This is a genomic window from Streptomyces sp. NPDC005962 (assembly GCF_040629205.1).
Taxonomy (GTDB): Bacteria; Actinomycetota; Actinomycetes; order Streptomycetales; family Streptomycetaceae; genus Streptomyces.
In genome coordinates this window covers 14377-26838 of sequence record NZ_JBEXVE010000023.1, presented here as the reverse complement: position 1 = coordinate 26838, position 12462 = coordinate 14377, and the positions used below count along the sequence as shown (strand labels likewise).

At 74.5% G+C, this 12462-nt stretch carries 8 protein-coding genes; 6 read left to right on the top strand and 2 right to left on the bottom strand.

Features of this window, described 5'->3' with window-relative positions:
- Nucleotide 1 precedes the first annotated feature (1 nt).
- On the top strand, nucleotides 2–1900 hold the full coding sequence (gene otr(A) / locus ABZ370_RS30535) for a tetracycline resistance ribosomal protection protein Otr(A) (protein WP_358626992.1): 1899 nt from the start codon (nucleotides 2–4) through the stop codon (nucleotides 1898–1900).
- Here the strand turns inward: otr(A) and ABZ370_RS30530 are convergent.
- Nucleotides 1897–3156, bottom strand: coding sequence for an IPT/TIG domain-containing protein (locus tag ABZ370_RS30530; protein WP_358627281.1), 1260 nt, complete (start codon nucleotides 3154–3156; stop codon nucleotides 1897–1899). The genes otr(A) and ABZ370_RS30530 overlap by 4 nt on opposite strands.
- A 117-nt stretch (nucleotides 3157–3273) precedes the next feature.
- Nucleotides 3274–4026, bottom strand: a complete 753-nt coding sequence (locus ABZ370_RS30525) for an IPT/TIG domain-containing protein (RefSeq protein ID WP_358626990.1) — start codon at nucleotides 4024–4026, stop codon at nucleotides 3274–3276.
- 591 nt (nucleotides 4027–4617) lie between these two features.
- Here ABZ370_RS30525 and ABZ370_RS30520 point away from each other — a divergent pair.
- The 5 genes from ABZ370_RS30520 to ABZ370_RS30500 are packed head-to-tail and all read left to right on the top strand — an operon-like array spanning nucleotide 4618 to nucleotide 12417.
- The gene (locus ABZ370_RS30520) at nucleotides 4618–6279 is read left to right on the top strand and encodes a serine protease (protein ID WP_358626988.1); all 1662 of its coding nucleotides are present in this window, start codon (nucleotides 4618–4620) and stop codon (nucleotides 6277–6279) included.
- Entirely contained in the window at nucleotides 6276–8612 is a 2337-nt protein-coding gene (locus ABZ370_RS30515) for a tetratricopeptide repeat protein (protein ID WP_358626986.1), read from the top strand. Before ABZ370_RS30520 ends, ABZ370_RS30515 begins: the two co-directional genes overlap by 4 nt.
- A 45-nt stretch (nucleotides 8613–8657) precedes the next feature.
- Nucleotides 8658–10202, top strand: coding sequence for a vWA domain-containing protein (locus ABZ370_RS30510; RefSeq protein ID WP_358626984.1), 1545 nt, complete (start codon nucleotides 8658–8660; stop codon nucleotides 10200–10202).
- Nucleotides 10199–11131 carry a hypothetical protein gene (locus ABZ370_RS30505; protein ID WP_358626982.1) on the top strand — a complete coding sequence of 311 codons (933 nt, stop codon included), beginning with the start codon at nucleotides 10199–10201 and terminating at the stop codon, nucleotides 11129–11131. The genes ABZ370_RS30510 and ABZ370_RS30505 overlap by 4 nt, the downstream gene beginning before the upstream one ends.
- Nucleotides 11128–12417 carry an ABC transporter substrate-binding protein gene (locus tag ABZ370_RS30500; RefSeq protein WP_358626980.1) on the top strand — a complete coding sequence of 430 codons (1290 nt, stop codon included), beginning with the start codon at nucleotides 11128–11130 and terminating at the stop codon, nucleotides 12415–12417. Before ABZ370_RS30505 ends, ABZ370_RS30500 begins: the two co-directional genes overlap by 4 nt.
- The last annotated feature ends 45 nt before the right edge of the window (nucleotides 12418–12462 follow it).

The following is a 12462-nucleotide window of genomic DNA, read 5'->3' as shown; positions in this document are numbered from 1 at the left end:
CATGCACCAGACCATCAACATCGGCGTACTCGCCCATGTCGACGCCGGTAAGACCAGCCTCACCGAGCGGCTGCTGTTCGACGCGGGCGTCATCGACCGCCTCGGCAGCGTCGACGCCGGGGACACCCAGACCGATACGGGCGCCATCGAGCGGGAGCGCGGGATCACCGTGCGGTCGGCCGTCGCGTCCTTCCGCGCCGGTGACACCCAGGTCAATCTGATCGACACCCCCGGCCACTCCGACTTCGTCGCCGAGGTGGAGCGGGCGCTCGGCGTGCTGGACGGGGCCGTGCTCGTGCTGTCCGCCGTCGAGGGCGTGCAGGCGCGGACCCGGGTGCTGATGAAGACGCTGCGGCAGCTGCGGCTGCCGGTGCTGCTCTTCGTCAACAAGATCGACCGGGCGGGCGCCCGGCACGCGGAGCTGCTGGCGGACATCCGGCGGCTGCTGACGCCGCACATCGTGCCCCTGACGGACGTACGGGACCTGAGCACCCGGGCCGCGCGCACCCGGCCGCGGCCGCTCGACGACACCGGCGTGCGCACCGAGGTCGCCGAGGCGCTGGCGGAGACCGACGACGCGCTGCTCGCCCGGCTCGTGGACGGCCCGCTCCCCTCCCCCGCCGAGGTGTACGCGGCGCTGGCGGCGGGGACGGCGCGGGGGCGGGCGTACCCGGTGTACTTCGGTTCGGCGCTGAGCGGGGAGGGGGTCGCGGCCCTCGTCGAGGGCGTCGTACGGCTCGTCCCGCCCAGCCGTGCCGAAGACGGCGACGCGGCGCCCCGGGGAGCCGTCTTCGCCGTCGAACGGGCGGCGGGCTCCGCCACGAAGACCGCCTGTCTGCGGCTCTTCTCCGGCGAGCTGGCGGTACGTCAGCACCTCACCCTGCACCGGCCGGGCGCCCGGCACAGCGGGCAGATCACCTCGCTGGACGTCGTGGGCGGGTCCGGGACGCGGGTGCTGACCGCCGGGAACATCGCGTGGATCAAGGGGTTTCCCGAGGTCCGCGTCGGCGACCGGCTCGGCGACTTCACGCCCGGGGACAGCCGGGCGCAGTTCGCCGCGCCCACCCTCCACACCCTCGTCCACGCCCGCGAACCCGGCCCCGCGGCCGCCATCCGGCTGCACACCGCGCTGCTCGCCCTCGCCGACCAGGACCCGCTGATCCACGCCCGCGCGCTGCCCGGCGGCGCCACCTCGGTGCTGCTGTACGGCGAGGTCCAGAAGCAGATCATCGCGGCCACGCTCGCGCGGGACTACGGCATCGAGGCCGACTTCGAGCCGAGCCGCCCGGTCCTGGTGGAGCGGCCGGTGGGGGTCGGCGAGGCGTGCTACGAGATGGCCCGGCGCGGCCATCCGGGGCCGTGGGCGACGGTGGGGCTGCGCGTCGAGCCCGCCGCGACCGGCTCCGGGACCGGCTTCGGCTACGAGACCGAACTGGGCGCCCTGCCACGGGCGTTCCACACCGCGATCGAGCAGACCGTGCACGACACGCTGCGCCGGGGTCCGCGCGGGCGCGCCGTCACGGACTGCCGGGTCACCCTGATCCGTTCGGGCTTCGACGCCCCGGTCAGCACCGCCGCCGACTTCCGGGGCGTCACCCCGGGGGTGCTGTGGCAGGCCCTGGAGCGGGCGGGGTGGCGGGTGTACGAGCCGTATCACGCCTTCGAGCTGGAGATTCCGTCCGATGTCCTGACACCCGTCACCGCCCGGCTCGCCGCGGTCGGGGCGGACCTCGCGGAGAGCGCGGGCGGTGTGTCGGGGTGGCTGCTCACGGGGGAGATCCCGGTGCGGTCGGTGCACGAGTTCGAGCACGCGCTGCCGGGGCTGTCGCGGGGCGAGGGGGTGTGGCTGTCCCGCCCGTCCGGCGACCGGCCGGTGGCGGGCGGGACGGACTGCCCCTAGATTCCCGGCCCGGTGACCCGGGTGTAGCTCACGGCGTTGCTCGTACCGCCGTTCGTCGTGACGGTGACGTTGACCGCCCCGGCCGACCCAGCCGGGGCGGTCGCCGTCACCCAGCCGTCCGACACGACCGTGAACGCGGCGAGCGTGGAACCGAAATGGACCGCGTTCGTCGTGGTCAGGCCGCTGCCGAACAGGGTGACCGTGGTGCCGCCCTCCAGCGGACCCTGGGTCGGGGACGCGCTGGTGAGGACGGGGACGGGGGCGTAGACGTAGGTGACGCCGTTGCTGGTGCCGCCCGGCGTGGTCGCCGTCACCTGCACCGGCCCGGCGGCACCCGGCGGCGCCACCGCGGTGATCTGCGTCGACGACACCACCGTGAACGACGTGGCGTTGACGCCGCCGAAGGTGACGGCGGTCGCGCCGAGCAGGTTCGTACCGGTGAGCGTGACGGCCGTACCGCCGGAGACCGGCCCCTGGGCGGGGACGATGGCACCGAGGGTGGGGATGCCGACGTAGAAGTAGGTGACGCCGTTGCTGGTGCCGGTCGGCCCGACCACCGTGATCTGCACCGGCCCGGCGGCCCCGGGCGGCGCGACGGCCGTGATCTGAGTGGCGGAGCCGACGGTGAACGACACGGCGGGCGCCGCACCGAAGAACACGCCCGTGGCCCCCGTGAAGCCGCTCCCGGTCAGCGTGACCGTAGTGCCGCCGCTCACCGGCCCCTGCCCCGGGGAGACCCCGCTCAGCACCGGGGCCGGGGCGCTCGTATACGTGTACGTGAGGCCGTTGCTCGTCCCGCCCGGCCCGACCACCGTCACCTGCACCGCACCGGCGGCACCCGGCGGCGCCACCGCCGTGATCTGCGACGGCGAGACCACCGTGAACGACGACGCGAGCACGGAACCGAACCGCACCGCCGTCGCCCCGGACAGGCCGCTGCCGGTCAGCGTGACCGTCGTGCCCCCGGCGGTGGGGCCCTGCGTGGGCGAGACCCCGCTCAGCACGGGGACCGGGGTGGACGAGTAGCCGAAGGCCACGCCGTTGCTGGTGCCGCCCGGGGTGGTCACCGTCACCAGGACGTTGCCGGAGCCCGCCGGGGAGGTGGCGGTGATCTGGTTGGCGGACAGGACGGTGAAGGCCGGGGCGAGGGTGGTGCCGAAGCGGACCGCCGTCGTCTGGGTGAAGTTGCTGCCGGTGATGGTCACGACAGTCCCACCTCCGGGGCTTCCGGAGGCGGGACTGACGGAGCTGATCACCGGAGGGGACGCCGCCGTGGCCGCGGGCGCGGCGGTGGCCGTGGAACCTGTCTCCTGGCCTGCGGCATGAGGGATGCTCAACGTGCTGCTCCTTCCGGCGGAACGTCCCAGGGGTGATCAGATGCCGGGCGACGCGAGGTACTGGAACGGCGTCGCGCCGGTCGCGCTGCCCGCCGGGTTGGTGACGGTGATGTCGGCCGGGCCGGGCTGTCCGTCCGCCGTGGCCGGCGAGACCGCGGAGACGGTGGTGGCGTTGACGACGCTGAACGGCGCCGCGATGCCGCCGAAGGTGACGGACTGGGTGGAGTCGAGGTTGGTGCCGGTGATGGTCACCGCGGTACCGCCGGAGGCCGGACCGGAGGTGGGGGTGAAGCTGGTGATGGTGGGCACGTCGATGTAGGTGTACGACAGCCCGTTGTTGGAGCCGCCCGCGGTGGTGACGCTGACCCCGACCGACCCGGCCGCGGCGCCCGCGGGAACGGCGACACTGATGCTGCTGTCCGAGGCGACGGTGGGCGTGGCCGTGTTGGCGCCGAAGTGCACGCTGGTGGCGGTCGACAGCCCGGTGCCGCTGATGGTGATGGTGTTGCCGCCCGCGAGCGGCCCGGAGGACACGCTCAGGCCGGACTTGAAGGGCGCGCCGACGTAGAAGAACGTCAGCGGGTTGCTGGTGCCGCCCGGCGTGGTCACCGTCACCGGGACCGCACCGGTGCCCGACGGCGAGGTGACGGTGACCGAGGTGGGCGTGTTGGCGGTGATGGTGGCGTTCTTGGTGCCGAACTTCACCGCGGACGCGTTGGCGAGGTTCGTACCGGTGATGGTGACCGTGGTACCGCCGCCGGTCGATCCCTGGTTCGGAGAGATGGGCATGGCGTTGTCTCCCTGCTGAAGACCGAGAGGGCTCGGAAGTCCGAGAGGGCCCGGAAGCCCGAGACCGCTCAGGGGACGGAAAGGGAAGGGATGGAGGAGGGACGGGCCGGGCGGGTCGGACCCGCTCGCGCTCGCAGGAGAATGCGATGTGCGCCGGCCGGGTCGTTGGGGACGCCCGCCCAGCCCCCTCGCGCGGTACGCCTGGCGCCCGGGACCGGCGAGGGTGCGGGGGCCGGTCCGCCGGGGATACCGGCGGAGGCCATACCGCACATTTTCAGTAATCCACCGGAATGACTCCGTCCACAAGAAGTGTGACGCCGCATCACTCGAATGGCGGGGCGCGCGGCCGCAGCGGGTCGTCACGGCCCCCGCGCCGGGCCGCGGTGACCGCGCGGGAGTGCACGGCGGTACTGCACGGCCGGGCCCGCTCCGCGGTCGTTCCGCGTCCGCTCACCCGATCCCGTGACCCATCGGACGAAGGGGTCACTTCCGCCCTCCGCGGGCGTATCCTTCTGCCGCATGGGGGCGGAGATGGGCATTCCCGTCAAGGGGTCCTTGGCCGGGGGGTGTTGGCGGGTACGTATCCGCGGCATGACCGGCGAGATCCTGGGCGCCGGAATCCTTCTGGGCGGCGACACCGTGCTGACGTGCGCCCATGTCATCCCGGACGACGGACGCCCGGTGCCCGCCTCACGGGTCCTCGTCGACCTGGTGCAGGTGCCCGACGCCGCCCCCGTGACCGCGCGGGTCGCCGCGGGCTGCTGGGTGCCCCGGCGCTCCGACGGATGCGGTGACATCGCGCTGCTGACGCTGGACCGGCCGCAGCCCGCCGAGCACGCCGCGCCGCTGTACCGGCTGTCGCCCGAGCCGCTGGGCCAGGTCCGCAACCTGGGCTTCCCTCTCCACAACGACGACGGCACCTGGTTCTACGCGAAGATCGCCGGTGCCGTCGGCCCGCGCGCGGAGTGGCTGGAGCTGATCCCGGACTCCCCCGGGGACGTGGTGCGCCTCGGCTGCAGCGGCGCCGGGGTGGAGGACGTGAAGACCGGCCATGTCATCGGGATGATCGTCAACCGCTACGACGACGCCCCCGGCGTCCCCGCCGACGAGCGCCGTCTGCGGTCGAACATGATCCACGTCGAGACGATCCTGCGCCACCTCCCGCTCGTCCACCGCTTCACCGGCGGCGACCGGGTGGTCGACGCCCGGCTCGTCTCCCGGCTCACCTCCGGCGAAGGCGGTGTGCTGGACATCCCGTTCGCGCAGCGGCTCGCCCTGTGGCTGCGCCGCGCGCCCCTGGCCGGGCGGGCCGGAGGCGTAGCCGACGTGGAGACCGTCGTCATCGCGCACGACGACAGCGGCCGCTACGAGGCGCTCAGCCGCGCCGTGACCCTCGCCGACCGCGAGCTGTCCGGGGGCGGCGACGACGAGGCGGTGTCCGCCGCACCGCACGGCACCGTGCCGCCGCTGGGCAGCGTCGACCTGGCCATCGACGTCACCGGCCGCACCGACACCGAGGTGGCCCGCCGGGTCGCCGACCGGATGGATCTGCGCGCCCCCGGCGACACCTCCCCGCTCAGCCGCATCCGGGCCAACGCCGTCCCGCTGACCGTGGTGGCCGTCGGGCTGGACCGGGCGAGCGATCCGGAAGCGCTGATCCGCTTCATGAAGCTCCTCGCCGACCAGGGCGCCCGGCTGATGCTCGTCTTCCGCGATCCGCACGCGCCCGGACTGCGGCTGGCCGAGCGGCTGTTCCGCCCCGCCCCGGAGCGGATCGACGCCTGGCTGGACGAACTGGCCGCCCAGGTCGCCGAGGCCACCGGCCGTGAGCGGGAGGCCACCGCATCCGGCGCCCGCGCCGCGTCCGACCCGGCACAGGCCCCGGCACTGCGCATCAACCTGACCCGGCTGCGCGGCGACCCCGAGCTGCGGTCCCATCACATCGTCGCCAAGCTCGCCGCGTTCGAGCACGCGGTACGGGCGGTACGGGAGCGGGCGGAGGCGGCGCTGCGCACGGCCGACGCCCGGCGCGACGAGGTCGAGGAGCTGAAGGGCCTGCTCAACGCGTACGCGGCGCTGCTCGGGGCGAAGGCCGCCTCGGAGCGCCGGGAGCTGTTCCCGCTCCAGCGCGCCGCCCACCGCGAACTGACCGCGGTGCCGTGCGACGTGGCGGCCGCGCGGCACGCCGTCGACCGCTTCGTCCGCGCCGTGCACACACCGCCGGGCTCCGCCCCGGAGGGGGACGCTCCATGACGGCCACCGCGACGTGCTCCCGCCCCGACTGCCCCGGCACCGGCCAAGCCCGCGTCAACGCCCGCGGCTTCTGCCCGGAATGCGGCCGCAGACCCGCCCCGGCTCCCCCGCCCCCGGCCACTCCGCCCCCGGCAGCGGCCGGGCCCGACACCGCCACCGCCAGTCTCCGGTCCGAGGGGACCACAGCCACCAGGCGGGTGCGGCGGCGGGACGCGGCGCGGAGGTTCTCGCTGGGGGACGCCGGGGACGGGCTGCTGGATCTGCCGCGGGTCGAACTGGCCTCCCTCACCGACCTCGTGCTCGACGATCCGCGTCCCCCCTCCCGCGGCCAGATCTGCGGCCGCCCCGGCTGCGAGGAGACCGTGGGCGCGCCCTACAACGGGGAGCCCGCGCTGTCGTCGGGGGTCTGCCCCCGCTGCCGCCACCCGTTCGACTTCACCCCGCGGCTGCGCCCCGGCGATCTGCTGGGCGACCAGTACAAGGTGATCGGCTGCGTCGCGTACGGCGGCCTCGGCTGGGTCTATCTCGCCGAGGACACCCAGCTCGACCGGCAGCCCGTCGCCATCAAGGGGCTGATCAACAACGAGGACGAGGCGGCGCTGCGGGCGGCGGTCGAGGAGCGCCGCTATCTGACGATGCTCGACCACCCCGGCATCGTCCGCATCATCAACTACGTCACCCAGCCCGAAGAGCCCGGCAGCGACCGGCTCACCGGCTACATCGTGATGGAGTTCGTCGGCGGTATGACGCTCGCCCAGATACGGGACTGCGTCGCGGACGCGGTGCCGCCGTACGACGGGCCGCGGCTGTACGAGTACATCCTGGCGTACGGCTGTCTGGTGCTGCGCGCGGTCGGCTATCTGCACGGCGAGCGGCTGCTGTACTGCGACCTCAAGCCGAGCAACGTGATGCATTACGAGAGCCGGGTCAAGGTGATCGACCTGGGCGCGGTCCGCCGGGTCGGGCAGCGGGGCGGCGATCCGCCCGTCATCACCGAGGGGTTCGCCTCCCCCGAGGCGCTGCGGGGCGGCGCCCTCACCGAGCGCCACGACCTGTACGGCGTCGGCGCGACGCTGCGGTCGCTGTCCGACAAGGCGCGGCGGCCCGCCCAGGCGCCGCCGGGGCTGGGCGCCGAGTCGTACCGGCGGGTGCTGGCCCGCGCCACCGCCCGCGATCCGCGGCGGCGGTTCGGGTCGGCGGGCGAGATGTCCGAGCAGCTGTGGGGCGTGCTGCGGGAGATCCACGCACTGCGGCTGCGGGAGGAGCAGCCCGCGCCGTCCACACTGTTCGCCCCCACCGCCGCCCTGCTGGACGCCGGGCTCGGCCGGATACCGGGGCTCGAACACTGGCTGGACGGCGATCCGCGCCGCGCCCTCGCGCACGGGCTGCCCGTTCCGCGCCAGGTGCCGCCGGGGCTGCCGGTGCCGTTCCCGGACGCGGCGGACCCGGGCGCCGCCCTGCTCAACACCCCGACCGACAGCAGCCCGCGGCGGCTGATCGAGCAGCTGGGCGCCTTCCCGTACCCGTCGGCCGAGATCCGCTTCCGTATCTGCCGCGCCTATCTGGACCTGGGGACGCTGGACCGGGCAGGCGCCGAACTGACGGCCGCCGAGGAGATCATCGGCAGTGACGCCCCGTACGACTGGCGGCCCGCCTGGCACCACGCCCTGCTGCGGCTCGCGGGCGGCGCGGTGGACCGGGCGCGGCAGGCGTTCGACGAGGTGTACAGCGCGCTGCCCGGCGAGTACGCGCCCAAGCTGGCGCTGGGCTACTGCGCCGAGCACCTGGGCGACCACGAGGCCGCCAGGCGGTTCTACGAGGCGGTGTGGGAGCGCAACCGCTCCCAGGGCAGCGCCGCCTTCGGCCTGGCCCGGCTGCGGCTGGCGGCGGGCGACCGGGACGGGGCGGCGGCCGTTCTCGACCGGGTCCCGAAGGTCTCGCGCCACTACGACGCCGCCCGGATCGCGACCGTACGGGTGCTCGCGGGGCGGCTCGGCAAGCACCCGCACGACCGGCCCACCGATGAGGACCTGGTGGAGGTGCTGACCCGGCTGCCGCGGCTGTACCTGGACGACGGACGCGCCGAAGGGCAGGCCCGGGACCGGCTCACCGCGGAGGTGCTGGAGGCCGCGCTCGACCGGATGCCGCGTCCGGCGGCCCGGGGCGAACCGGCGGACCCCGGGCTGCTGTTCGGCGAAGGGGACGACGAGCTCTCGGTGCGGTCGTGGCTGGAAGCGCTGCTGCGCCGACTGGCCCGGCAGGCGGACAGCCCGGAGGCGCTGGAGGCGCTGGTCGACCGCGCCAACGCCGTCCGGCCCATCACCGGGGTCTGACGGGGGTCCGACAGCGGTCCGACAAGGGTCTGACAGGGGGAGCATATGAGCCAGGACCATCCACGGCGGGACGACGAGCCCGAGGGCGACCGCCCCGCCGACACCGAGAGCGACGGCGACACCGGGGGCGACGGCGACACCGGGGGCGACGGCCCCGCCATCACGCTGCGCGTGCACCAGAACAAGTACCTCCCGGCCGCCGCGGGCCGCACCGAGATGCACGCCGTCATCAGCGTCGAGACCCGGGGGCTCGGCCCGGCCGCGGCCCGCACCGCCGCCTCCGAGGTCATCGTCATCGACTGCTCCGGGTCGATGAGCTGGCCCCCGACGAAGATCGCGGCCGCCCGCCGGGCGACCGCGACCGCCGTCGGCGTCCTGCGCGACGGCACCCACTTCGCGATCATCGAGGGCACCGAACAGGCCCAGGTCGTATATCCGTATCCGGGCGGCATGGCCGTCGCGGGCCCCGACACCCGGGCCGCCGCCGCCCGTGTCGCGGCCCGGCTGCCCGCCATCGGCGGTACGGCCATCGGCGCCTGGCTGGACCTCGCCCGGCGGCTCCACCTCAGCCGCCCCGCCGCGATCCGGCACACCCTGCTGCTCACCGACGGCCGCAACGAGCACGACGCCGCCGGGTATCTGGACAAGGTGCTGGACACCTGCGCCCCGCACTTCACCTGCGACGCGCGCGGCATCGGCGACGGCTGGGACGCCACCGAGCTGAAGGAGATCACGCGCCGGCTGCACGGCCGCGCCGACGCGGTGCTGGACGACTCGGCGCTGGCCGCCGAGTTCGAGGAGATGACGCGCGCATCCATGGCCAAGGCCCTTTCCGGGATGCGCATCCGGGTCCGTACCCGGGCGGGCGGCCGGATCGGCTTCGTCAAGCAGGTCCACCCCACCCGCGCCGACCTCACCGGCGAGGGCACCCGGCCCGACGCGCGCACCTGGGAGTGCCGCACCGACGCCTGGGGCGACGAATCCCGCGAGTTCCATCTGTGCGTCCTCGCCGACCCCGAGGGCGATCCGGTGGGCGAGGACGTCGAACTGGCCGCCGTCGACCTCGTACCGGTCGGCGATACGGAACTTCCGCCGCCGCCCGCCCGGTCCGTGCTCGTCCAGTGGAGCGACGACGTACTGCTGTCCTCCCGCGTCGACCCCCGGCTGGCGCACTACGGCGCCGACTCCGACCTCGGCCACGCCATCACCGCGGGCTGCGACGCGTACGAGGCGGGCGACCGCGAGGAGGCCCGGCGGCAGTGGGGGCGGGCCGTCCGGCTCGCGCACGGGCTGGGCAGCGCCAAGATGCTGGCGCGGCTGCGCGGGCTGGTCCACATCATCGACGCGGCCACCGGCGCGGTGCGGATCAGGGAGCCGATCCGGCCGCTGGACCTCAACTCGGCGATGATCGTGACCGAGGAGAGCGTCCGCTTCACCGGCGTCGATGTCCCCGGCGTTCCCGGCGTCCCCACCGCGCCCGCCGGTCCGGACCGGATCTGCCCCAACCCGTCCTGCCGCCGCAGCGCGCCCGCCACCGCCGCGTACTGCCAGAAATGCGACACCCCGCTGCGCCCGGAGGCCGTCTCATGAGAGGTACCCGCGCGTTTCTGGTCCGGCGGCTGACCGCACTGCTCGTCGTCACGGCGGCGGCGGCGACCGCGCTGTTCGCCGCGTACTACGGCGTCAGCCGCAACTCCACGGCGGTCAGCGAGCGGTCGACCCCCGCGATCCTCCAGGTGGCCGCCGCGATCGACGCCCTCCACACCTCCAACTCCAAGGCCGAGGGGAGCCTCACCGGCCCCACCGCGGACGTCGAGGGGCTCGGCGAGGACTACCGCGACGAACTGTCCACGGCCAACCAGAGCCTGGCCCAGGCCGTGAAGAGCACCACCGGCGGCAAGGCGGCCCGGCAGTCGCTGCTCACCATCGCCGGGCTGGTCTCCTCCTACAGCGACATCATCGAGCAGGCCTATGTGAACCGCGGCAACGACGATCTTCGCGACGCCTATCTGAGCTACGCCACCGCCATGCTCACCCGGGACCACGACGGCATCCTGGCCCGGCTGGGCACCGTGCAGGAAGGGCAGCGGCAGGTGCTGCGGGGGCAGACCTCGTTCGGCTGGCTGCTGGCGTGCGCCTGGTGGGTGCTGGTGCCCGCGCTGTTCGGCACCCTCGCGGTGCTGCTGTGGCGCACCCAGCGCTCTCTGCGGCACCGCTTCCGCAGGCTGGTCAACCCCTGGCTGGCCGCGGCGACCGTGCTGCTGATCGCGGTGGTACCGCTGGGCCTCCTCACCGCCCAGACCCAGGACCGGCTGGCCGCGGCGGGGAGCACCCTGCACCGCGCGGACATCGGCTCCAACGGCCGCGAGACCGCCGACGAGGTGGCGGCGAACCTGCGGGGCACCCACTGGCGGGCCGGGGCCGTCGGCTGGATTCCGCTGGGCGGCGCGGTTCTCGCGGCGCTGATCCTCATCGGGCTCCAGCCGCGCATCGACGAGTACCGGTTCCAGCCGCGATGAGCGCCCGGACCCGTTCCTTCCATGTGACCGCGGCCGTCCTCGGGCTGTGGCTGGTGGTGCTGTCCGCGGTCGGCGCGGGCGACACCGGCGGGCAGGGGTCGCGCGGCAGCGTCAGCGTGCTGGCCACCTGGACCGGCGACGAGGGCGCGGCCTTCCGCGAGCTGCTCAAGTCGTTCACCGACGAGTCCGGCATCCGGGTCGACTACCAGGGCACCACCGCGCTGCGCGAGGTGCTGTCCTCGGAGGTGAAGGCGGGTACCCCGCCCGACATCGCCGTCCTGCCCAGCCCGGGCGAACTGGCCACCTACGCGCACGCCCTGGTGCCCCTGGAGAAGGTGCTTCCCCCGGCCACCCTCGCCGCCTACGGCCCGCTGTGGAAGCCCGCGCCACGCGGCGACGGCGCGGTCTACGGCATCGCGGTCAAGGCCGACCTGAAGAGCATCGTCTGGTACGACAAGAGCCGCCACCACCGGCGCGAACTGCCCGCGCTCGCCGCCCGGGACGGCCAGTGGTGCGCCGGGATGGGCGGCGACGCGACCTCCGGCTGGCCGGGCACCGACTGGATCGAGGACATCCTGCTCCAGCAGCAGGGCAAGGCCGTCTACGGGGCGTGGGCGACCGGCCGCCTGAAGTGGACGGACCGCCGGATCGGGCAGGCGTGGCGGACCTGGGGCGCCCTGTTCGGGAAGGGCGCGGCGCGCACCGCGCTGCTCACGGACTTCCGGGACGCGGGCCGGAAGCTGTTCGCCGCGCGGCCCCCGTGCGCGCTGGAGCACCAGGGCTCGTTCATACGCGGCGGCTACCCGCCAAAAGACCGCGCCCGTGCCTCGTTCGCCTTCTCCACCGGGCTGATCCCCGGCGCCGACCGGGGCTCCACCGCCCGGGAGGTGTCCGCGGACTTCGCCGCGATGTTCCACCAGACCCGGCAGTCGCGCCGCCTCCTGGCGTACCTCGCCTCGGCCGGGGCGCAGACGGCCTGGGCGCAGAGCACCCCGCGCGGCCGCACCCGCCCCTTCTTCGCCAACAGCGAGGTCCCGGTCGAGGTGCAGCGCGACGACGGCGTGGCCCGGCCGATCGCCGAGGCGCTGGGGGACTCCGGCTCGCTGTGCCTGGACGCGTCCGACGCCATGCCCATCCGGATGCGGCTGGCCTTCCAGCGCGCCGCCCTGGCCTACCTCAGCGACGTCGGCAAGGGCCCGGACGCGCTGCTGACCAGCCTGGAGAAGGTCCGTACGGATCTGCGCCGGGAGCCCGGACGGACCTGGCTGTCGACCGTCTGCGGGTGACCGGCCGGGGCCCGGCCGGTCGTCACGTCGTCACCTCGTTGCCGG

What these genes read in the sequence shown, in the direction of transcription:
- ABZ370_RS30525 (WP_358626990.1), bottom strand. Translation starts at nt 4,026, where the DNA reads ATGCCCATCTCTCCGAACCAGGGATCGACCGGCGGCGGTACCACGGTC.
- ABZ370_RS30520 (WP_358626988.1), top strand. Translation starts at nt 4,618, where the DNA reads ATGACCGGCGAGATCCTGGGCGCCGGAATCCTTCTGGGCGGCGACACC.
- ABZ370_RS30515 (WP_358626986.1), top strand. Translation starts at nt 6,276, where the DNA reads ATGACGGCCACCGCGACGTGCTCCCGCCCCGACTGCCCCGGCACCGGC.
- ABZ370_RS30510 (WP_358626984.1), top strand. Translation starts at nt 8,658, where the DNA reads ATGAGCCAGGACCATCCACGGCGGGACGACGAGCCCGAGGGCGACCGC.
- ABZ370_RS30505 (WP_358626982.1), top strand. Translation starts at nt 10,199, where the DNA reads ATGAGAGGTACCCGCGCGTTTCTGGTCCGGCGGCTGACCGCACTGCTC.
- ABZ370_RS30500 (WP_358626980.1), top strand. Translation starts at nt 11,128, where the DNA reads ATGAGCGCCCGGACCCGTTCCTTCCATGTGACCGCGGCCGTCCTCGGG.